General features: G+C 70.2%; 17 protein-coding genes. 6 read left to right on the top strand and 11 right to left on the bottom strand.

The genetic code is table 11. From position 1 onward, the window contains the following. Positions 1–4: 4 nt before the first annotated feature. The 3 genes from AB0P24_RS39045 to fdhD are packed head-to-tail and all read left to right on the top strand — an operon-like array spanning position 5 to position 3,535. Positions 5–1,822 (top strand): NADH-ubiquinone oxidoreductase-F iron-sulfur binding region domain-containing protein, encoded by a 1,818-nt coding sequence (locus AB0P24_RS39045; protein ID WP_365802627.1) that lies wholly within the window; start codon positions 5–7, stop codon positions 1,820–1,822. After that, positions 1,819–2,679: a 2Fe-2S iron-sulfur cluster-binding protein gene (locus tag AB0P24_RS39050; protein WP_365802595.1), complete on the top strand. Its 861-nt coding sequence runs from the start codon at positions 1,819–1,821 to the stop codon at positions 2,677–2,679. Before AB0P24_RS39045 ends, AB0P24_RS39050 begins: the two co-directional genes overlap by 4 nt. A 7-nt stretch (positions 2,680–2,686) precedes the next feature. Then, the gene (gene fdhD / locus AB0P24_RS39055) at positions 2,687–3,535 is read left to right on the top strand and encodes a formate dehydrogenase accessory sulfurtransferase FdhD (RefSeq protein ID WP_365802597.1); all 849 of its coding nucleotides are present in this window, start codon (positions 2,687–2,689) and stop codon (positions 3,533–3,535) included. 335 nt (positions 3,536–3,870) lie between these two features. Here fdhD and AB0P24_RS39060 read toward each other — a convergent pair whose 3' ends face one another. Then, positions 3,871–4,398 (bottom strand): isochorismatase family protein, encoded by a 528-nt coding sequence (locus AB0P24_RS39060; RefSeq protein WP_365802599.1) that lies wholly within the window; start codon positions 4,396–4,398, stop codon positions 3,871–3,873. Between the two features lie 92 nt (positions 4,399–4,490). After that, positions 4,491–5,513, bottom strand: coding sequence for a bile acid:sodium symporter family protein (locus tag AB0P24_RS39065; RefSeq protein ID WP_365802629.1), 1,023 nt, complete (start codon positions 5,511–5,513; stop codon positions 4,491–4,493). Between the two features lie 186 nt (positions 5,514–5,699). On the opposite strand from AB0P24_RS39065, the gene AB0P24_RS39070 reads away from it, so the two are divergent. After that, positions 5,700–6,563, top strand: coding sequence for a LysR substrate-binding domain-containing protein (locus tag AB0P24_RS39070; protein WP_365802601.1), 864 nt, complete (start codon positions 5,700–5,702; stop codon positions 6,561–6,563). A gap of 402 nt (positions 6,564–6,965) precedes the next feature. After that, positions 6,966–8,792, top strand: coding sequence for a long-chain fatty acid--CoA ligase (locus tag AB0P24_RS39075; RefSeq protein ID WP_365802603.1), 1,827 nt, complete (start codon positions 6,966–6,968; stop codon positions 8,790–8,792). Positions 8,793–8,799: 7 nt separating this feature from the next. Here AB0P24_RS39075 and AB0P24_RS39080 read toward each other — a convergent pair whose 3' ends face one another. The 9 genes from AB0P24_RS39080 to AB0P24_RS39120 are packed head-to-tail and all read right to left on the bottom strand — an operon-like array spanning position 8,800 to position 20,562. Next, the gene (locus AB0P24_RS39080) at positions 8,800–10,830 is read right to left on the bottom strand and encodes a PQQ-dependent sugar dehydrogenase (protein ID WP_365802605.1); all 2,031 of its coding nucleotides are present in this window, start codon (positions 10,828–10,830) and stop codon (positions 8,800–8,802) included. An 11-nt stretch (positions 10,831–10,841) separates the two neighbouring features. Beyond that, positions 10,842–13,091, bottom strand: coding sequence for an alpha-galactosidase (locus tag AB0P24_RS39085; RefSeq protein ID WP_365802607.1), 2,250 nt, complete (start codon positions 13,089–13,091; stop codon positions 10,842–10,844). After that, complete coding sequence (locus AB0P24_RS39090; protein WP_365802609.1) at positions 13,088–16,327, bottom strand: glycosyl hydrolase family 28 protein; 3,240 nt, start codon at positions 16,325–16,327, stop codon at positions 13,088–13,090. The genes AB0P24_RS39085 and AB0P24_RS39090 overlap by 4 nt, the downstream gene beginning before the upstream one ends. Before the next feature lie 11 nt (positions 16,328–16,338). Next, entirely contained in the window at positions 16,339–17,121 is a 783-nt protein-coding gene (locus tag AB0P24_RS39095; protein WP_365802611.1) for a heparin lyase I family protein, read from the bottom strand. 4 nt (positions 17,122–17,125) lie between these two features. Then, complete coding sequence (locus AB0P24_RS39100) at positions 17,126–18,310, bottom strand: glycoside hydrolase family 88 protein (RefSeq protein ID WP_365802613.1); 1,185 nt, start codon at positions 18,308–18,310, stop codon at positions 17,126–17,128. Then, positions 18,307–19,398 carry a pyrroloquinoline quinone biosynthesis protein PqqE gene (pqqE, locus tag AB0P24_RS39105; RefSeq protein WP_365802615.1) on the bottom strand — a complete coding sequence of 364 codons (1,092 nt, stop codon included), beginning with the start codon at positions 19,396–19,398 and terminating at the stop codon, positions 18,307–18,309. Before pqqE ends, AB0P24_RS39100 begins: the two co-directional genes overlap by 4 nt. Then, a complete protein-coding gene (pqqD, locus tag AB0P24_RS39110; RefSeq protein WP_365802617.1) occupies positions 19,395–19,649 on the bottom strand; it encodes a pyrroloquinoline quinone biosynthesis peptide chaperone PqqD in 255 nt (84 codons plus the stop codon). The genes pqqE and pqqD overlap by 4 nt, the downstream gene beginning before the upstream one ends. After that, entirely contained in the window at positions 19,646–20,401 is a 756-nt protein-coding gene (gene pqqC, locus AB0P24_RS39115; RefSeq protein ID WP_365802619.1) for a pyrroloquinoline-quinone synthase PqqC, read from the bottom strand. The genes pqqD and pqqC overlap by 4 nt, the downstream gene beginning before the upstream one ends. Positions 20,402–20,421: 20 nt before the next feature. Beyond that, entirely contained in the window at positions 20,422–20,562 is a 141-nt protein-coding gene (locus AB0P24_RS39120) for a pyrroloquinoline quinone precursor peptide PqqA (RefSeq protein WP_365802621.1), read from the bottom strand. 335 nt (positions 20,563–20,897) lie between these two features. On the opposite strand from AB0P24_RS39120, the gene AB0P24_RS39125 reads away from it, so the two are divergent. Next, positions 20,898–21,734 (top strand): aldo/keto reductase, encoded by an 837-nt coding sequence (locus tag AB0P24_RS39125; protein ID WP_365802623.1) that lies wholly within the window; start codon positions 20,898–20,900, stop codon positions 21,732–21,734. Positions 21,735–21,877: the final 143 nt, after the last annotated feature.

Below are 21,877 nucleotides of genomic sequence, written 5' to 3' on the forward strand. Positions count from 1 at the left end.
GCACGTGGACCTGCACTTCGGCGACAGCAAACCGACGGATGACGAACGGGCCGCCGTGGACGCCCTGTTGGGCCCTCCGGAGTCCTCCTGGGAGGGCGCCGACCGCACCGACGCGGATCTGCGGTGGGCGCGCGGCGGCCGGGCGGCCCGGGACCGCCGCGACCTGCTGCTGCCGGGGCTGCACGCGATCAACGACCGGATCGGCTGGATCAGCGAGGGCGCCCTCGGCTACCTCTGCCGCCGTCTGACGGTACCCCCGGCGGAGGCCTACGGCGTCGCCACCTTCTACGCGATGTTCTCCGTCCGGCCCCGCCCCGCGACCGTCCTGCACGTCTGCACGGACCTGGCCTGCGCGGCGGCCGGGGCGTCCGCGCTGTGCGCCGGCGTGGAGGCGGGTCTCGGCCCCGGCGTGCACGTCGAGCGCAGTCCCTGCCTGGGCCTGTGCGAGCGCGCCCCGGCCGCCCTCGCCGTCCGGGCCGGGGATCCGGTGCGTACGGCGGTGGCGGCACCGGCGACCGTGGAAGCGGCCGTCCTCGCGGCCACCGCGCCCGACTCGGCACCCGAGGAGCCGCCGGCGGCGCTGGCCGTGCCCCAGGCGGGGCAGGAAGGCCTGACCCTGTTGCGGCGGGTGGGCGTGGTCGACCCGTCCTCGCTCGACGACTACCGGGCGAACGGCGGTTACACCGCCCTGCGGCACGCCTTCGCGCTCGGCCCCGCCGGGGTCATCCGCGAGGTCACCGACTCGGGCCTGGTCGGGCGCGGTGGCGCCGCCTTCCCCACCGGCCGCAAGTGGCAGGCGACGGCCTCCCAGCCCGGCCGGCCGCACTACCTGGTCTGCAACGCGGACGAATCGGAGCCGGGCACCTTCAAGGACCGCGTGATCATGGAGGGCGATCCGTACGCGCTCGTGGAGGCGATGACGATCGCGGCGTACGCGATCGGGGCGCACCGGGGCTTCGTCTACCTGCGCGGCGAGTACCCGCGGGCGACCCGCCGTCTCCGACACGCCCTCGACCAGGCGCGCGCCCGTGGTCTGCTCGGCGACGACGTCCTCGGCCAGGGCTTCGCCTTCGACATCGAGATCCGGCGCGGCGCCGGGGCGTACATCTGCGGTGAGGAGACGGCCCTGTTCAACTCCATCGAGGGGTACCGGGGCGAGCCGCGCTCGAAGCCGCCGTTCCCGGTGGAGAAGGGGCTGTTCGGCAGACCGACGGTCGAGAACAACGTGGAGACGCTGGTCAACGTCCTGCCGATCCTGACCATGGGCGCCCCGGCCTACGCGGCGACCGGCACGGCGAAGTCCACCGGCCCCAAGCTCTTCTGCGTGTCGGGGAGCGTGGCCCGCCCCGGCGTCTACGAACTGCCCTTCGGCGCCACGCTCGGCGAGCTCCTCCAGCTGGCCGGGGTGCGCGAGAACGTGCGGGCGGTCCTGCTCGGCGGTGCCGCGGGCGGTTTCGTACGGCCCGACGAACTGGGCATCCCGCTCACCTTCGAGGGCACCCGGGAGGCGGGCACCACGCTCGGCTCGGGCGTGGTCATGGCCTTCGACGACAGCGTGCCCCTCCCCCGGCTCCTGCTCCGTATCGCCCAGTTCTTCCGGGACGAGTCCTGCGGGCAGTGCGTGCCCTGCCGGGTCGGCACGGTCCGGCAGGAGGAGGCGCTGCACCGGATCGTCGCGCGCAGCGGCGCCGACGCGGCCGGGGACGTCGCGCTGCTGCGCGAGGTGGGACGGGCCATGCGGGACGCCTCGATCTGCGGTCTCGGCCAGACCGCGTGGAACGCCGTGGAATCCGCCATCGACCGTCTGGGGGCGTACGAATGACCGTGACACCGCTCGGGATCCCGCGCCGGCTGCTGGAGTTCACCCTCGACGGCCGGGAGGCGCGGGTCCCGGAGGGTTCGACGATCCTGGACGCCTGCCGGGCGGCCGGGAAGGACGTGCCGACCCTGTGCGAGGGCGACACCCTGCGTCCGAAGAACGCCTGCCGGCTGTGCGTGGTGGAGGTGGAGGGGTCGCGGACCCTGGTACCCGCCTGCTCCCGGAAGGCCGAGCCGGGGATGGTCGTCAGGACCGGCGGCGAGCGCGTACGGCACAGCCGGAAGATCGTCCTGGAACTGCTCGCCTCCTCGGTGGACCTCTCCACGACCCCGCGCGCCGCCGAGTGGATCAGGGAGTACGAGGCGAAACCGGACCGCTTCGGCCCCGACGCGGCCCGCCTGAACGAGGAGCCCAGGATCGACAACGACCTGTACGTGCGCGACTACGGCAAGTGCATCCTCTGCTACAAGTGCGTGGACGCCTGCGGAGACCAGTGGCAGAACACGTTCGCCATCTCTGTTTCCGGGCGCGGCTTCGACGCCCGGATCGCCGTCGAGCACGACGCCCCGCTGACCGACTCGGCCTGTGTCTACTGCGGGAACTGCGTGGAGGTATGTCCCACCGGGGCGCTGTCGTCCAAGTCGGAGTTCGACATGCGGGCGGCGGGTACCTGGGACGAGTCACGGCAGTCGCGGACGACCACCGTGTGCGCGTACTGCGGTGTGGGCTGCAGCCTCACGCTCCACGTGCAGGACAATGAGATCGTCAAGGTCACCTCGCCGCACGACAGCCCGGTGACCCACGGCAACCTCTGCATCAAGGGCCGTTTCGGCTACCAGCACGTACAGAACCGGGGCTGATCAGACCATGGGACGAGTCACGGAACGACGCAAGGTCATCCGCATCCGCGACGGAGCGGTCTCCGCCCGGCCGGACACACTGGTCGCCGAGGAACCGCTGGAGATCAGGCTCAACGGGAAACCCCTCGCCATCACCATGCGCACACCCGGCGACGACTTCGCGCTGGCGGCCGGGTTCCTGGTGAGCGAGGGGGTCCTGGCGGCCGCCGGCGACCTGCAGAACATCGTCTACTGCGCGGGCGCCACCGCCGACGGCTCCAACACCTACAACGTGGTCGACGTGCGCACCACACCGGGCGTCCGGCTCCCCGACTTCACCCTGGAGCGGAACGTCTACACCTCCTCGTCCTGCGGGCTGTGCGGCAAGGCGAGCCTCGACGCGGTGCGTACGACGGCCCGCTGGCCGATAGCCGACACTCCCCCGGTCCGCGTCGGCCCCGAGCTGCTCGCGAGCCTCCCCGACCGGCTCCGCGCGTCGCAGCGGGTGTTCGACCGGACCGGGGGGCTGCACGCGGCGGCCCTGTTCACGGAGGACGGCGAGCTGCTGGACATCCGCGAGGACGTGGGGCGGCACAACGCGGTGGACAAACTGGTCGGCCGGGCCCTTCAGAACGGCGATCTGCCGCTGTCCCGGACGATCCTGCTGGTCTCCGGGCGGGCCTCCTTCGAACTGGCGCAGAAGGCCGTGATGGCGGGCGTCCCGGTGCTCGCGGCGGTCTCCGCGCCGTCCTCGCTGGCGGTGGACCTGGCGGTGGAGAGCGGGCTGACCCTGGTCGGTTTCCTGCGGGGCGACAACATGAACGTGTACGCGGGCGAGGACCGCATCGCTCTGCGGGCCGCGGCCGCCCAGGGCTGACCGGTTCCCCGCGGCACGGCGGCGGGGCCCCGACCGGCGGGGAGCGCCCCCTGCGCCGCAGGGGCCCCGCCTCAGCCGGAGCCGGCCGGCACGAGGCCCGCCGCGGCCGCGGCGAACCCGGCGACCAGCGGGGAGCGGCGGCCGGCAGCCCCCGGTGGGTTCGGCGTCGACGACCGGGACGTAGAGGATGTCGAACTTCTCCTCGATGGTGCGCAGCGGCAGGTCGCCGGGCCGGGCGGACCGGTGGTGCTCACGACGGGTACGGCACCCGGTCGGTGGTGGTCGTGAACGGGGCGGGGACGGGGGCGGGGCGCCGGTCTGAGCGGTCAGGCGGGTCAGGCGGGGGTGAGGCGGACGCCGGCGGCGGTCACGACGGTGCCGAGGCGCGGGAAGTCGAGGCGGACGGACGCCTCGTGCTCGGGGCCGGTGAGGGCGGCCATGGCGTCCTCGACGAAGACCAGGTCGTAGCCGAGGTCGGCGGCGGCACGGGCGGTGGACTCGACGCCGAGGTTGGTGGCGATGCCGCCGAACACCAGCCGGGTGACGCCGAGTCCGCGCAACCGGGCGTCGAGCTCCGTGCCCTGGAAGCCGCCGATGGTCCGCTTGACGATCTCCACGTCCCCTTCCTTCCTGAGTCCGGGCACGAGTCCGCTGCCCGGCGGCTGCTCGGCGAGGGAGGGCCGTTCGACGCGGACGAGCACCACGGGCGCGCCGGCGGCACGGAAGGAGTGGGCCAGCTCCTCGGCGGTGTGCAGCACTGCGGTGCCTTTGCGGGGCTCCAGGGGCAGCGCGACGATGCGGTCCATCAGATCGACGAGGACGAGGGCGGTGTGCGCCGGGTCGAGCGCCAGGGGTGCGGTCATGACGGAACGTTACCTCTCATGAGCCGTCCGTACCGGAAATCCGGATCAACAGGCCCGTGAACCGGTCGCGTTCGGCAGCCGGCAGCGGGCGCTCAGCGGCGCCGGGGCCCGGTGCCGACCGCGGGCCGTGACCCCGCCGCCGGGGCAGCGGGGGGCACGGCCTCCTCCTGGGCCTCGGGGTCGTGGGCGCGGCGCTTGGCGATGACGGCGCAGACCATGAGCTGCATCTGGTGGAAGAGCATCAGCGGCAGCACGGCCAGCGAGGCGTGGGCGCCGAACAGGACGCTGGCCATGGGCAGCCCGGAGGCGAGGGACTTCTTCGACCCGGCGAACTGGATGGCGATGCGGTCCCCGCGGCCGAAGCCGAGCGCCTTGGCGCCGTACCAGGTCAGCAGGAGCATCACGGCGAGCAGGACGGCCTCGACGGCGAGCAGCCCGGCCAGCCGGACCGCGCTGACCTGGTGCCAGATGCCCCGGACCATGCCCTCGCTGAACGCGGTGTAGACGACGAGCAGGATGGAACCGCGGTCGACCAGCCCGAGGATCTTCTTGTGCCGGGCGACGAAGCCCCCGATCCAGGGACGCAGCAGCTGGCCGGCGACGAACGGCACCAGCAGCTGGAGCACGATCTTCACGATCGAGTCGGCGGAGAACCCGCCCCCGCTGTTGCCGAGCAGCGCGGCGGCGAGCAGCGGGGTGAGGACGATGCCGACGAGCGAGGAGAAGGAGCCGGCGCAGATCGCGGCGGGCACGTTGCCGCGGGCGATGGAGGTGAAGGCGATCGACGACTGGATGGTGGAGGGCACCAGGGTCAGGAAGAGGAGGCCCTGGTAGAGGGGATGGGTGAGCAGGACCGGCACCAGCCCGCGGGCCGCCATGCCGAGCACCGGGAAGATCACGAAGGTGCAGACCAGGACCGTGACATGGAGCCGCCAGTGGCGCAGCCCGTCGACGGCCTCGCGGGTGGACAGGCGGGCGCCGTAGAGGAAGAAGAGGAAGGCGATCGCGGCTGTGGAGGCACCGGAGGCCACGTCGGCGGCCGTGCCCCGGGCCGGGAGGAGCGCGGCGAGGCATACCGTCCCGAGCAACAGCAGGACGTACGGGTCGATCGGCATCCAGCGGGGCCGGCTCAGGCGTTTCACGGTGCTCCACTTGCGGGTCGGTCGAGGTGGCGGGCCGGCGGGGACGGCCGGGGTCTCGCCGGGGCAGGGAAGCCCCTCTCCATCGTCCTCCTCGCCCACTTGATCGGGAATCCGGTATACCACTCTGACTGCCATCGCGTTCCGCGATAACCTGTCGGCGTGTACGACCCTTCGCAGCTGCGTACCTTCCTGGCGGTGGCCCAGACGCTGAGCTTCACCCAGGCCGCCCGGCGGCTCGGGCTGCGCCAGTCCACGGTGAGCCAGCATGTGCGCCGGCTGGAGGACGCGGCCGGCCGCCAGCTGTTCTCCCGGGACACGCACTCCGTGGAGCTGACCGAGGACGGCGAGGCGATGCTCGGGTTCGCCCGCCGGATCCTGGAGGTGCACGAGCAGGCGGCGGCCTTCTTCACCGGCACCCGGGTGCGCGGCCGGCTCCGCTTCGGCGCGTCGGAGGACTTCGTCCTCACCCGGCTGCCGGAGATCCTGGAGGGCTTCCGCTACGACCACCCCGAGGTCGACCTCGAACTGACGGTGGAGCTCTCGGGCACCCTGCACGAGCAGCTGGCCGCCGGAAAACTGGACCTGGTGCTGGCCAAGCGGCGCGCCGAGGACCCGATGGGCGAGCTGGTCTGGCACGACAAGCTGGTGTGGATCGGCGCGGAACGGCTCCGCCTGGACCCCACCCGCCCGGTCCCGCTGATCGTCTACCCGCCGCCGGGCATCACCCGCGCGCTGGCCCTGGAGGCACTGGAGCGCCAGGGCCGCGACTGGCGCATCGTCTGCACGAGCGGCAGCCTCAACGGCCTGATCGCGGCGGCGCGAGCGGGCCTCGGCGTGATGGCCCACTCGAGGGGCCTGATCCCCCCGGGCCTGTTCCGCGTCCCGGACCGCGCGGGCCTGCCGGAACTGGGCAAGGTCGACTTCGTACTCGTACCCGGCCCGAGACGATCACCGGCGCAGACGGCGGCGGATGCGTTGGCGGCAGCGATCCTGGCAAGCGGAGCCCGCCTGCGACACCCCTGACCGCGGCACCGCCGTCACGGCGATGCGCGACGGCCCGGCGTCGGCCGCGGCAGACACCACCTCCCCGTGGACGGCCTGCGGGGGTAACGAAATCGGCCGCGCCGGCGCTGTCTTCAGAGGGTGGCGTGTCGCCCCGGCCCGACCGGCGGGTAACCAGCCGGGGGCCGTAATCGGGTCGTACAGATTCCGTGGAGATTACGGAGCCGGAACTTACCGAACCGTAGGTATTCTGTCCGGCACTTCCCCATGTGGGGGCATTTCGCAGGCGTGAGCGCTGCCATACGAGAGCAATGGACGTTTTCGTACCCCCTCCCGAACGGTCTTCCGGTGGGGTAGCTTTCACGGCGCCATGCGGAGCGTCACTACTACCGTCACTGTGGAGTGAGGAGCGGGGAGCGGGGTTTGCGCGAGTTCACCAACCCGCCGTTGGCGTCGGCACCGCCGGTCGGCGGTCTTGCCGACAGCGTGTTCGAGCATGCCCGGACGGACCCGCGGCACGTCGCGCTGGGCCGCAAGGACGAGCTCGGCCGGTGGCGTGATGTGACCTCCGCCGAGTTCCGCGACGAGGTCCTCGCCCTCGCCAAGGGGCTCCTCGCCCGCGGCATCCGATTCGGCGACCGGGTCGCGATCATGTCCCGCACCCGCTACGAGTGGACGCTCTTCGACTTCGCGCTGTGGACGATCGGTGCCCAGGTGGTGCCGGTCTACCCGACCTCGTCGGCGGAGCAGTGCTTCTGGATGCTGTACGACGCGGAGTGCACGGCGGCGATCGTGGAGCACGAGGACCACGCGATGACGATCGCCACCGTCATCGACCGGCTGCCGCAGCTGCGCCAGCTGTGGCAGCTGGACTCGGGGGCGGTGCAGGAGCTGTACGACGCGGGCGCGCACCTGGAGGACGAGGTGGTGCACCGGCACCGGCAGGCGGTCACGCCGGACTCGGTCGCCACGATCATCTACACCTCGGGCACCACCGGGCGGCCCAAGGGCTGCGTCCTCTCGCACGGGAACTTCATGTACGAGGCGGACACGGTCGTCGCCCGCTGGGAGTCGGTGTTCCGCGCGAAGAAGGGCGAGGAGGTCTCCACCCTGCTCTTCCTGCCGCTGGCGCACGTCTTCGGGCGCATGGTGGAGGTGGCGGCGATCCGGCACGGGGTGCGCTTCGGCCACCAGCCGCAGCTGCACGCGGCGGCGCTGCTGCCCGACCTGGCCGCGTTCCGGCCGACGTTCATCCTGGCCGTGCCGTACATCTTCGAGAAGGTGTTCAACGCGGCGCGGCGCAAGGCGGAGAAGGAGGGCAAGGGCGGGCCGTTCGAGAAGGCGGTCGAGATCGCGGTGCGGTACGCGGACGCCGTCGAGGCCAAGGCGTGGGGCACCGGTCCCGGCCCGTCGGCGTCGCTGCGCATGCAGCACCAGCTCTTCGACAAGCTCGTCTACGCCAAGGTGCGCTCCGCGATGGGCGGCCGGATCCGCAACGCCATGTCCGGCGGCTCGGCCATGGACCGCCGGCTCGGTCTGTTCTTCGCCGGCGCGGGCGTGCAGATCTACGAGGGCTACGGCCTGACCGAGTCGACGGCGGCGGCGACCGCCAACCCGCCCGAGCGCACCCGGTACGGCACGGTCGGCCAGGCCATCCCGGGCACCACCGTGCACATCGCGGACGACGGGGAGATCTGGCTGCACGGCGGCAACGTGTTCCAGGGCTACCTCAACAACCAGAAGGCCACCGACGCCACCCTGCACGACGGCTGGCTGGCCACCGGTGACCTGGGCTCCCTCGACGAGGACGGCTATCTGACCATCACCGGCCGCAAGAAGGAGATCCTGGTGACCTCCGGCGGCAAGAGCGTCTCCCCCGGTGTCCTGGAGGAGCGGGTCCGGGACCATCCGCTGGTCAACCAGTGCATCGTCGTCGGCAATGACCGCCCCTACATCGCCGCCCTGGTCACCCTCGACACCGAGGCGGTCGAGCACTGGCTGACCATGCGCGGCAAGCCCCAGATGTCCGCCGCCCAGCTGGTACGGGACCCCGACCTGGAGACCGAGGTGCGGCGCGCGGTGGTGGCCGCCAACACCCTGGTGTCGCAGGCCGAGTCGATCCGTACGTTCCGTATCCTCGCCCAGCCGTTCACCGAGGAACACGGGCTGCTGACCCCGTCGTTGAAACTGAAGCGCAAGGCGATCGAGAACGCCTACGCCAACGAGGTCGAGGCCCTGTACCGGGCCTGACATCCGATCAACTGATGTTGACCCGGAAGATCTTGTCGGATCCGTCCGGCTCGTTTCCGTTGTTGTCGCAGTTTGTGGTGGACAGCCACAGCTGGTCGGCGCCCGGCACCTTGGTCACGGTCCGCAGCCGGCCGTAGGTTCCCACGTAGTACGCCGTCGGGGTGCCGACGTTCTCGGTGTCGCCGTTGATCGGGATGCGCCAGAGCCGTTCGCCGCGCAGCGAGGCCATGTAGACGACGTTGCGGACGATGGCGATACCGCTCGGGGACGCCTCGGAGACGTTCCAGGTGGCCTTGGGATTGGTCATCCCGGAGACGCTGCAGGTGCCCTCGCAGGTCGGCCAGCCGTAGTTGGCGCCCGGCTTGATCAGGTTCAGCTCGTCCTTGGAGCTGTTGCCGAACTCCGCCTCCCACAACCGGCCGTCGCGGTCGAAGGCGAGGCCCTGCGGGTTGCGGTGGCCGAGGCTGTAGACGTAGTTCCCGAAGGGGTTGCCGGGGGCCGGTTTCCCGTCGGTCGTCATGCGCAGGATCTTGCCGTTGAGGGAGTTCTTGTCCTGGGCCAGGTCGGGTGTCTGGGCCTCCCCGGTGGAGACGTAGAGGTAGCCGTCGGGGCCGAAGAGGAGCCGGCCGCCGTTGTGGTAGCGGTTCTTCTTGATGCCCTGGAGGAGGATCTTGTAGTCGCTGAGCTTGGTGCCGTCGTAGGTCATGCGCACGACCCGGTTGCCCTCGTCCGCGGTGTGCATGAAGTAGACGTAGTGGTTGGTCTCCCACTTGGGGTCGACGGCGACGCCGAGCAGGCCGCCCTCGCCGTTGGTGGTGACGGCGTTCGGGACGGTGCCGACCTGGGTCCTCGTGCCGTCCTTGGTGACCTTCCAGACCTTGAAGTCGTCCCGCTCGGTGACCAGGGCGGTCTTGCCGTCGGGCATCCAGTAGGTGCCCCAGGGGATGGTCCAGCCGCTGGAGAGCGTCGCGATCGAGGAGGGGACGCCGCCGTCGGTCGCGCACGCCTTCGTGGTGAAGGTGACGGTGTTGCCGGCCTCGGAGACGTTGCCGGCCGCGTCCCGGGCGACGACGTTCAGGCTGTAGGGGCTGTTGCAGGCGAGCCCGGTGAGCGTGGTGGACGTGCCGCTGGTGACGGTGTCGTAGACGGTGGTGTCGCTGCGCACGTCGTAGGCGACGACCGCCCTGTCGTCGGTCGAGGCGCCCCACTTGAGGTCGGCGCTGTTCGCGGTCACGTTGCTCGCGGACAGCGTGCCCGGCTTGCTCGGCGGGGTGGTGTCGGAGCTGGGCTTGGTGGTGCAGTCGACGACCGGGCTGGCGGGCGAGGTGTTGCCGGCCGCGTCGCGGGCGATCACCGTGAGGTTGTAGTCGGTGTTGGGGGTGAGCCCGGTCAGCGCCTTGGAGGTCGAGCTCCCCGGCGCCTCGCTGATCTTGTTGCCGTGCTCGTAGATGTCGTACGCGCTCACGCCCACGTTGTCCGCGGCCGCGCCCCAGGCCAGGGTGAGCGCGTCCTCGCCGATGTCCGAGCAGCTGGGCTGCCCCGGGCGGGTCGGGGCCTGGGTGTCGGCGGCCGCGTCGAGGCTGACGCGGTCGAGGTTGGGGCCGCCGTTGGCGGTGGTGGCGGTGGCCCTGATCTTGTCGGTGCCCGCGCTCAGCGGGACGTCGACGGTCTTGGTGACCCAGGTGTTCCAGTCGGCGGTGGCCGGGAAGGACACCCCGGAGGCGACGACCGTGCCGTTGACGGAGATGTCCATCGGCCGGTCGGTGGAGGTCCCGTTGGCGTAGCGCAGGGTGAGGGCGGAGGTGCCGGTGGAGGCCGCGCTCACCGTGAACTCCACGTAGGAGCCCTTGACGTTGGTGTAGTCGACGAATCCGGTGCCGGTGTACCCGGTGTGGTTGGTGGCGACGGTGCCCTGGGAGATCGTCGCGTCCTCGGCCTGGTAGTCGGTGGCCGCCAGCGCGGTGCCCTGGCCGAGTCCGGCGAGCGGCAGCGCCAGGGCCGCCGCGACGCCGTACGGCAGAACTCTTCTGATGTTCACGGATGTTCCCCTCAGCCCGTGTACTGGGTGAAGACCTTGAGGTAGTCGTACGGCTGCTGCGTCACGCCACTGCAGGCGTCGCCGTCAGTGCCCGAGCCGCAGGCCCGGTCGCGGTTGACGGCCCAGTAGGTGAGCCGCCCGATGTGGTGCTGCTGGGCGTAGGCGAGCATGGTCTTGAAGTCGGCCACCCTGACCCGCTCACCGGAGTCGTCGGTCTTGCCGTTCATCGACGACAGCCCGATGTGCGTGTAGGCGGTGGCGTCGCTGTAGCCGTACGCCGACTTCACCTGCGCTTTGAGGCCTTCCCTGGCCTTGGTGGTGAGGCTGCCCATATTGGTGGTGCCGCCGCCGAAGTCGAACGGCATGATGCACCAGACGTCGTTCGCCAGACCGGAGTTCGCGGCCCGCTTGATCATGTCGGTGCCGGTGGAGTCGGGGCCGCTGGAGGTGGTGCCGAAGGTGATGACGGTCTTCAGACCCGGGTTGTTCGCCTTCACGGTCTTCAGCGCGTCGACGACTCGCTGCCGCACGGTCGCGTTGGACCACTCGGTGTTCTCGATGTCGATGTCGAGCGCCTTCAGCTTGTAGGCGTTGATCACCTTCTGGTAGGCGCCGGCGAGCGCGGAGGCGCTGGAGCACTTCTCGCCGAGCTTGTTCCCGCTCCAGCCGCCGACGGAGACGACGACGTCACCGCCCGCCGCTCTGATCGCGTTGATGGTGGACTGGTCGCTGCCTCCGGTCAGCGGGCGGGAGCCGTCCCACTTCGGGTTGCAGGTGCCGTCGGAGAGGACGAAGGCGAGCGTGAACCACTTGACGCCGGTCGCGGACATCACGGAGGTCGGGTTCTGGGGGCTGCCCCAGCCAAGGTACTCGTAGGGGGCCACGGCGAATCCCGGCGAAGCCGCCGCCGCCTTCAGGGAGTTGACGGGCTTGACCCGGATGAGCCTGGTCTCGCCCGGACGCAGGGTCGCGCTGTAGGAGTCGGCGACCACGCCCTTGTGGGATCCGGACCAGAGGTCGGTCACGTCGCCCGAGCCGCTGAAGCCGACCTGCGACCAGTTCACGCTCACCGTCGCGTTGCCCGAGGTACCGGTGTTGAACAGGGCCACGACGTACTGCCCGTCGCTCTCCTTCTTGCTCCAGACCTGCTTCGCACTGCTGCTCACGATCCGCTTCGCGGCGACCCCGTCCTGGTCGACGCCGATCAGCCGGTCGTTGGTCAGCATGGCCTTGTCGACGGGGTCGAGCTGGGTGAGGTCGGTGCCCAGCAGCAGCGGGGCCGCCGCCATCGACCAGAGCGTGAAGTGCGAACGGCGCTGGTCCGCCGTCAGGCCCACCTGGTCGCCGTTGCCGATCTCCAGCGAGTCCAGGTCGTTCCAGCCGCCGGGGCCGGCGTACGGCTGCCAGGAGGCGGCCGAGTCGAAGCGCTTGGAGACGTGGGACCAGTCGGTCAGCGGATAGCCGCTGCCGTTGCTCCCCGGCCCGCAGTAGCACTCGACGTCACCCTGGGTGCGCCAGCTGTTCGCCAGTTTCCGCCAGGTGGCGGCGTCGGCGATCGGCAGGTTGTTGGACAGGGCGAAGTTGATGGGCCGTCCGCTGGCCCGCAGCGCCTTGTCCCAGGCCTGGACGTCGGGGATGTCGGCGCTGCCCACCCCGTCGATCTTCAGGTAGTCGACACCCCAGGACGCGAACTGCTTGGCCCAGGAGTCGACGAAGTCCTGCGCGCCCGGCTTGGAGTAGTCGATGGCATACATGTTCTTGCAGTTGTAGTTCTTCTCGGTCGTGGACGTGTCCGCGATGTCCTTCGCGTGGTACGAGGTGCCCTCGATCGGCGTGTTCTTGGTGACGGCGTTCTTCGCGATGCCGGGGGTGACGTAGAAGCCGAACTTCAGGCCCTTGGAGTGGACGTAGTCGGCCACCCCTTTGATGCCGTCCGGGAACTTGCTGGTGTCGACGGCCCAGCGGCCGTAGCCGTCCACGGAGAAGCCGTTGGAGTCGCACTTCTGCCAGAAGTCGTCGAGGTTGACGTAGACGAAGCCGTGGTCCTTCAGGCCGCTGGAGACCAGCGCGTCGGCCTGCGCCTTGATCTTCGCCTCGGTCGGCGTGCGGCGCACGAAGCTCCAGCTGGACCAGCCCATGGCGGGCCGTGCGGACTGGCCGTTGTCGGAGGCGGCCGCCGGGTGGGCGGTGCCCACGAGCGGCACCGCCGCGGCGAGCAGCAGGCCGGCCGCCGCGGCCGTGAGCGATCTGACCCGGATCATGACTGTCCCCCGTTCGCGGGTGTGGCGTACGACGTGCCGATCCACGCCTCGTCGACCCGCAGTCGCTTGTAGCGGGTGGTGTCGCTGGAGGCGGCCCAGGTGGTGTCGACCTCGAGCCGGACGTAGCGGGCGTTGGCCGCGGTCAGGTCGATGCCCTGGATGCCCCGGCGACTGGGCAGCTGGCCGGTCTTGACCGCGCTCCCCCAGTTGGTGCCGTCGTTGCTGACGTACACCTTGTAGTCCTTGATCCGCGCGGACTGCTCGGTGTCCGAGCGGGCGTAGGCCACGGAGTCCTCGCGCTGGTTGAGCCCGATGTACTGCACCTTCTTGGCCGAGCCGAGGTCGAAGGTGAGGTTCACCGGCAGCGTCTTGTTGTTGTCCCAGTAGGTGAGGTAGTCGCCGTCACCGGCCGCCGACGCGGCGTGCCCGCTCGCGGAGGCGCTCGCGCTGACCTTGACGCCGGTGAGGATGCCCTGGCGGCCGGCCGTCGTGACCTTGAAGACCGTGTCGTACGGGTCCCAGTTACCGAGCCCGTTCAGGGTGAGCACGCCGCCGGACTGCGACCACGAAACGGCCGCTCCCGTGCGGAGGTTGGTGACGGAGGCGATGCGGTAGCCGTTGTCCCGCACGCGCAGCGCGCTGGTGCTGGGCGGGGTCAGGACGTGGATGTACTGCCGGTTCGCGTCGTCCTTGGCGATGGTCGTCACGCCGTACGCGCCGTCGTTCCAGGCGCCGGGCTTGAGGCCGCCGTACATGTAGCCGCCGCCCTCGGTGCCGTGCAACGACTCCCAGATGGGGTCGAGGTAGGAATCGGCGAAGTTGTTGAAGGCGGCCTGGTTCGATGGGAACTTCCCGTTGACCTGGGCGGTCTCGGCCATCAGGGCCTTCACCGAGGAGCCGACGTTGGTGACGAGGCGGCCGAGGGTCAGCATCTTGTCGACGGACGGGTCGGAGCCGTCGTACCACCAGGCGCCGGTCGAGGGCAGCTTGAAGTCGGCCTCGGTCAGGCGGGGCTGGGCGGTGTAGACGGCCTGGGGGTAGTCGTAGGACGGCGTCATGCCCGTCTTCTGCTCATTACTGATCATGTCCATGATCGGCGTGTCTTCGTTGTTGTTGCTGAGCGTGTAGTTCGGGCGCTTGTCGTAGATCTGCTGGTAGAGGTTGTGGCTCTCCCAGTAGGAGTTGTCGTTGTCGATCCAGAAGCCCCCGAGGTCCGGATAGCGGTCCATGACCTCGAAGAAGTTGTCGTAACTGAACTGTCCGAAGCCGTCGTTGGTGGTCAGGTCGACGTTCTTGCCCTTGTAGGCGGAGTACGCGGCCGAGTCGAGCCACTCGTGGCCGCCCTCGTCGTGCCACTGCGGGTCGTTGGTCATGTAGAGGATGACCTTCATGCCCTTGGCCTTGGCGGCGGTGATCAGCTCCCCGAGGAAGTCCCGCTTGGTGGAGCAGGAGCCGGGGATCTTGGAGGGCCAGGGGCGGGCGTAGCCCAGCCGGCTGTGGAAGGTGGCGAGGACCAGGTACTGCGTGTGCAGTTTCTGGGCCTCCTTCACCCAGTAGTCGGGGGTCCAGCCGCCGTTGGTGACGTCGTTCTCCCAGGCGCTGCAGCTGGTGTGGGCCGGTGCGGTGCGCAGGCCCCAGTGCAGGAACAGGCCGCCGACGGAGGCGCGGAGGAAGTCCTGGCGGGGGTTCTCCAGGTCGAGCGGCTTCACTGCCGCGCTACTGCCGCAGCCCTGGCCTCCCGAGACCCGCAGGGCGCCGCCGGAGGTGTTGTGGCTGTCCGTCAGGCAGCCGCCGGTGACGTCCTGGAAGCCCACGTCGAAGGGCGAGTTGCTGCCCTTCTGCGCGGTGAACCGGGTGAGCCGGATGCCGCTCGCCGCGTTGGCGACGAACGCGGGCCGGCCGTCGTTCGAGGCGAACTTGACCGAGCTGTCGGTGAACTGGACGTTGTCGGCGTTGTGCAGGTACCAGCCGTAGGCGGGCCGGGTGCCGATGCTCTTCGGGTTGTAGTCGGTCGAGTCGTTGCTCGGCACGCCCGTGGACATGGTGCCGTTGCCGCCGGGGACCGTGATGTTGACGTCGGTGAAGGTCACGCCGTTGATGCGGTGCCCGGACTCGCCCCACAGGGTCGGGCTGAAGGAGGGGCTGTTGCCGGTGGCGGTGATGTTGTCGTACGTGACATCACTGATCGATCCGACACCCGGGCTGTTGCCGCAGCGTTTGCGGGTGCCGATCTTCTCCATGATCGGCGAGTGCACGTTCGTCATCGTGATGTCGCGGTAGTGGACGTCGGAGATCTTCGAGCCGTCCATGGAGACCATGCCGAGACCGGACTTGTCGGCGCCGTCGATGCGGATGTTCTCGAACTGGTAGTCCGAGAAGTCGCCGCAGGTCTCGGAGCCGAACATCAGGGCGTTGCAGCACTTGGCCCCGAGCAGCGAATCGCTCACCCGCACATGCCCGTTGGGCAGCTTGGCGCCGAGCGCGTAGTCGCTCTTGAAGACCAGGGCGTCGTCGTTGGCGTGGATGGTGGCGTTGGTGATCGTCGCGTTGGTGGTGGAGATGACGTTCCAGCCGTCGCGGTCGCTCGCGGTGTCGATGGTCAGGTGGTCGGAGGTCACGTTGGTGCAGCCGTTGATGAGAGCCGCGAAGTGGCCGCCGCGGCGCAGGGTGAGGCCGTCGCCGATCCGCAGGCCGTCGCACCGGGTCAGCGAGATGATCTTGTCGGCCTCGCCGGTCTTCGGGTTGCCGGTGATCAGGTTGCCCGCGCCGTCGATGACGCCCTGGCCGACGAAGCCGATGTCGGTGAGCTTGTCGCCGTAGATCATCGCGTCGTGGAAGTGGCTGTGGCCGTAGTCCTGGTAGGAGTCGTACGGGTTGGACTCGGCCTTGTCGTAGGTGTCCGCGCTGGAGCCCTGAAGGGTGGCGCCCTTGTCGAGCTGGAGCGTCACATGGCTCTTCATGTGGAGGGTGTTCTTGGACTTGTAGGTGCCGGCGGTGAAGCGGACGGTGCCGCCGCCGGCCGCGTTCGCGGCCGTGATCGCCTTGTCGATGGCAGGGCTGTCGTTGGTGGAACCGTCGCCCTTGGCGCCGTAGTCGCGCACGTCGTAGACGGCGGCGGCACGGGCGGCGGTGTGCGGGGCGGCCAGGGCCGCGGGGTGGGTGAGGCCGAGGACCACGGCCACCACGAAGAGGATGACGGCCGCCGCTCGGCGGCCCGGACCGGTGGGGGGTTTCATGCGGCGTCTCCTCACACCAGTTGGTAGCCGCGGAGGTTGGTGAGCAGGAGGTAGGTGTCCTGCAGGGAGCCGGAGGTGTCACCGAGCGAGCGGTAGATGCCCCACTTCGGGCGCACCCGGTCGGCGAGGAAGGTGTCGACGCCGGTCTTCGACTTGTCGATCACCGTCGAGCCGCCGGACTTGAGGATCCAGCGGACGGAGCCCGCCGAGCCGTTGCCGACCTTGATCTGGAAGTCGACGTCGGTCCAGTTGCCGTGCAGCGGATCGAGGTCGGTGCGGCCGACGATGATCCCGTCGGTGGCGAGGTTCAGCTCGATGGTCTGCTTGCCGTTCACCCGGCGCAGCGACTGCGTGACGATCGGGGACGTGCCGCTGCCGGGCTGCTTCATCTGCATGATGTGGGTGAAGGTGGTGGTCGCCTTCAGCGAGCTCGGGATGTACATCGAGTAGGTGATCCGCCAGGTCTGGCCCTCGTTCCACTTGAGGTAGCTGCCGGCGCTCGTGCGCAGCCCCGTGACCTCCTGGCGCTGCCGGTCGGTCGAGGTGTCCCGGTCCACCATGTGCATGTTGAAGCGCCAGTTGCTGCCGGTGGCGAAGATGTGCGGATGCCCGGCGGGGTGCGAGTCGGCGCGGTCGTCCTCGACCGTCTCGAAGGCGCCGAGACCGTCGCTGCTCGCGGAGGGGGCCCACTTCTGCTGCCAGGACGCGGCGTGGGCGGTGGCGGGCAGTCCCAGCGCCGCTCCGGCCGCGCCCGCGGCCGCCGCGCCCAGCAGTGCCCTTCTGGACGTGCTCATGACATTAGTCCCCTCGCAGTTGTTCGTTCATGATCAGGAAGGCGCCCAGACCGTGGAAGTCGTTGGTGGCCCGGTCACGTGCGATGTAGTAGGCGTAGTCGCCGACGTTGGTGCCGACGGAGATGTCGGCGAGGTTGGTGCGGCCGTCGGAGCCGACCGAGAGCTCCGCCAGCACGCCCTGGTAGCCGCGGTGCGCGACGGCGGCGTAGTGCGGGTCGAGGTAGCCCTGCTGGACGCCGCGGGAGAGGGCGTAGGTGAACATGCTGGAGCAGGAGGTCTCGGTCCAGTCGTCGGACCGGTTTCCCTTGTCCATCACCTGGAACCAGCGCCCGGTCGCCGGGTCCTGGTACTTCTCCAGACCGGCGGCCAGCTTGCGGAAGATGGTGAGGAGTTGGGGACGCCGGGCCTGGTTCGCCGGAATGGCGTCCAGGACATTGACGATCGCCATCGAGTACCAGCCGACGGCCCGGCACCAGTGCTCGGGGGCGAGGCCGGTCTGCGGATCGGCCCAACTGGCGGTCTTCGACTCGTCGTAGGCGTGCTTGAGCAGTCCGTTCGCGACCTGCAGATGACTGCCGTAGACGTACAGCTGCTTCGCCGCCTCGTCGTCGGTGTAGGCGCTGTCGCCGAACTCCTTGCCGTACTCGACGAGGAACGGGTTCACCATGTATACGCCGTCCGCCCAGAGTTGATGGGCGCGGCTGCTGGTGTCGGCGTGCCAGAAGCCGCCATCGCTCGTGCGCGGGTAGGTGTTCAGACGGTCGCGGATCTTCTTGGCCGCCTTGCGGTAGCGGTCCTGGCCCGTCTCGTGGTGCAGGATCACCAGGAGCCGGCCCGCCTGCATGCTGTCCAGGCTGTTGAAGGACTGGTCGATGGAGCCGTCGCTCTTCACGAACCGGTCGACGTAGTTCTTGATGTAGGTGAGGTAGCGGGGGTCGTGGGTGCGCCGGTAGGTGAGGTACTGGCCGTAGAGGTAGAGGCCGACCGGGTAGGACCAGCCGCCGATGGTGCTCGGGGTGTAGCGGGCCATGGTGGAGTCGACGACCGCGGTGGACCAGTCGGTGGCCGCGGCCGGCCTGGCCGGGGCGGCGGCCGCGGCGAGGGCGGGCGGGGGGACGGCCGCAGGGAGCGCGACCAGGGGGGCGGCGGTGAGGGCGACGGCCGCGAGGGCGACTCGCAGGCGTTTCATGGTCCTCCTTCTGCAAGGGCTTCTCTGGGGGCGGCGGCCTCGGAGGTCCGGCGCCGGGGTACGAGGTGGTGGGCGGGGGCGTGGCGGCAGGCCGGGTCGGTGTTGCGGGCGTCTCCGGTGAGCGCGTACGCCTGGCAGCGGCAGCCGCCGAAGTCGGTGGTGCGCAGGGCGCAGCCACGGCAGGGCTCGCGCATCCAGGACTCGCCCCGGTAGGCGTTGAACGCCTTCGACTCCGCCCAGATCCAGGCCAGTCCACGGTCCCTGACATGGGGCGGGTCGAGGCCGGGCAGGGTGGCCGCGGCCGGGCAGGGCAGGACGGTGCCGTCGGGGGTGACGGTGAGCGAGATCCGGCCCCAGCCGCCCATGCAGGGTTTCGCCGTGCCGGTGAGGAGGTCGGGGGCGACCCAGACCAGCTCCGGTTCGTCCAGGCGCCGGCGCCAGCGCAGGACCGCCTCGCGGGCCCGCTCGACCTGGCCGGGCAGCGGCAGCAGCGCGGCGCGGTTGCGGGCCGCCCAGCCGTGGTACTGGGTGTTTGCCAGCTCGATCCGGTCCGCGCCCCAGGCCACACCGAGCGCGATCAGGTCCTCGACGGCGTTCAGGTTGCCCCGGTGCAGGACAACGTTCAGGCCGAAGGGCAGGCCCGCCGCCCGGATCAGCCGGGCCGCGCGCTCCTTGGCCGCGAACGAGCGGGCGCCGGCGATGCGTTCGGCGGCGGTCGGCTCCGCGTGCTGCACGGAAAGCTGCACACCGCGCAGCCCGGCGCCGACCAGCTCTGCCAGCCGCCGCTCGCTCAGCCCGAGCCCGCTGGTGACGAGCTGGGTGTGCAGGCCGGCGGTGTCGGCGGCGCCGACCAACTGGGTCAGATCGCGTCTGAGCAGCGGCTCGCCACCGGACAGGTGGGTCTGGACGACGCCCAGTTCACCGGCCTGCCGGAACACCTCGCCCCACTGCCCGGTCTCCAGCTCCGCTGACCGACCGATCAGTCGGACAGGATTCGAGCAGTAGCCGCAGCGCAGCGGACAGGCGTGGGTGAGTTCGGCGAGCAGCGCCCAGGGCGGCGCCGGCCTGCCCGGCTCCGGGGTCGTCATCGCAGCCATCCCTCCTTCCGTAACGCCGTCAGGAACTCCGGGACCTCGGCCGCGACCGGGGCGCCCGGGAACGCCTCGGCCAGTTCGGCGACGATCTCCGGGACCGCCCGGCTGCCGTCGCACAGCCGGAGCACCCCGCCCGCCCGGCCGTGCAGCACGACCACGCGCTCGGGCAGCAGCAACAGGTCGGTGCCGCGGACCCGGTCGTGGCGCAGTACGACCGTGCGGGCGAGGGCGGGCCGCCAGGTCATGGCCCCCCGCCGTCCCGGGCGTCGCCCCAGCCACCGGTGTCCCCGCGGTCGACGGCGTCGAGCAGTGCCCACAGCACCTCGCACTTGTAGGCGAGCGCGGCCACGGCGCGCTGCTGCTCCTCGCGGGTGCGGGCCCAGGCCTGGACCAGCGCGAGGGCCTCCGCGCCGTCCCGGGCGCCCTGGTCGACGCGGGTGCGGAAGTAGCCGAGGCCGGCCGGGTCGATCCACGGGTAGTGGCGTTCGAAGGCGGTGATGCGGGTGCGCATGAGACCGGGAGCGGACAGTTCGGTGAGGGAGGCGGCGACCGCGTCCAGGGCAGGGCGCAGCCGGCAGAAGGTGACGTACCCCTCGACCGCGAAGCGCACCCCGGGCAGCACCCGGGAGCTGTCCCACAGCTGTTCGCGGGGGACCCCGGCGGCCTCGCCGAGGTGCAGCCAGCGCTCGATGCCGCCCTCGCCCTCGGCGGTGCCGTCGTGGTCGCGGATGCGCCGCAGCCATGGACGGCGCAGTGCCGGCCGGTCGAGTTTGGCGAGGATCAGGGCGTCCTTGACGGGGATGTGGCGCTGGTAGTGGAAGCGGTTGGTGATCCAGCAGCGCAGTTCGGCCGGGGTCAACTCACCCCGGTGCATGCGCTGGTTGAAGGGGTGCCGGTCGTGATAGCAGTCGGCGGTGACGGCGCGCAGCCGTTCGGTGAACTCCGGAACCGGCCAGGGGTCGGCGGCCGTCCCGGCGTGGACGGCGATGACGGTCATGATGGCTCACCCAGGACGGATCAGCGGTCGCCGAGGGCGTAGCCGGTCACTTCCAGGGCGGTCTCCACGACCTGGTAACCAGGGCTTCGCCAGACGTTTTCATCCGATGTCTGCGGGGCGGCGGGCTCCGGCTGACGGTCCTCGGAGGTCGTCTCGTTCATGGGGCGGATACCTGCTTTCCTGAGGTTGGGGGGAACTCAGAGTGCAGAGAGAGGGGTCTCCTCTCACAGGGATCGATCGGAAAACCCACAAGGACGTTCACATCCCTGTACCGGGTTCAGTGATAGGTCCGACGATGCGCACAAGAGTCTCGGCAGAGACGGGCCGCGGTCAATGGTCCGGACCCATAACGTCGGATGCATTTCCGGCCAATCTCCGCCCGCGGCGGCTGACCCACCGGCCAGTTCCGCCAGATTCCGCGGTCAGGAATGCGTCGGGCCCGGTGATCGTTGACGATGGGAGTACCACTTGTCGACAACCTAAGGATCGAGAGCTCGTGAGCAGCAAGGTCCCCCCGAAAATCCTCAACAACGGCGTCGAGATGCCCCAACTGGGCTTCGGCGTGTGGCAGGTGCCGGACGACGAGGCCGAGCGGGCCGTCGCCACGGCGCTGGAGGCCGGGTACCGCAGCATCGACACAGCGGCGATCTACGGCAACGAAGAAGGCACCGGCAAGGCGATCGCCGCGTCCGGCGTGCCGCGCGAGGACATCTTCGTCACCACCAAGCTCTGGAACGCCGACCACGGGTACGACGCCACCCTGCGCGCCTTCGACGCGTCGCTGGCGAAACTGGGCCTGGACTACCTGGACCTGTACCTCATCCACTGGCCGCTGCCGGCCCGGGGCAAGTACATCGACTCGTACAAAGCGTTCGAGAAGCTGCACGCCGACGGCCGTGTCCGGGCGATCGGCGTCTCGAACTTCCTGCCGGAGCACCTGGAGCGGCTGATCGCGGAGACCTCGGTCATCCCGGCGGTCAACCAGATCGAGCTGCACCCGTATCTGCAGCAGCACGCGTCCCGGGAGCTCCACGAGGAGCAGGGGATCGCCACCGAGGCCTGGTCGCCGCTCGGCCAGGGCAAGGGGCTGCTGGAAGTGCCGGCGATCGTCGCCATCGCGCAGAAGCACAACCGCACCCCGGCCCAGGTCGTGCTCCGCTGGCACATCCAGCTGGGCAACGTGGTGATCCCGAAGTCGGTGACGCCGTCCCGGATCAAGGAGAACATCGAGGTGTTCGACTTCAGCCTGGACACCGAGGACCTCGCGGCGATCAGCGCGCTCAACGAGGACCGGCGCATCGGCCCGGACCCGGCGGTCTTCGACATGGGCTGAGCGAGAACCGCGGCACGGACCGGGCGGGAGCCCGGTCCACCCCGGCCTCTAGTCGAAGTACGGCGGCAACAGCTTCGCCGGCTGGAAGGACGGCACCCCGCTCCAGAACGACATGATCGACGCTCTGCTGTCGTTCCCCGGCC

This window comes from Streptomyces sp. NPDC086519 (assembly GCF_040686075.1).
Lineage (GTDB): Bacteria > Actinomycetota > Actinomycetes > Streptomycetales > Streptomycetaceae > Streptomyces > Streptomyces shenzhenensis.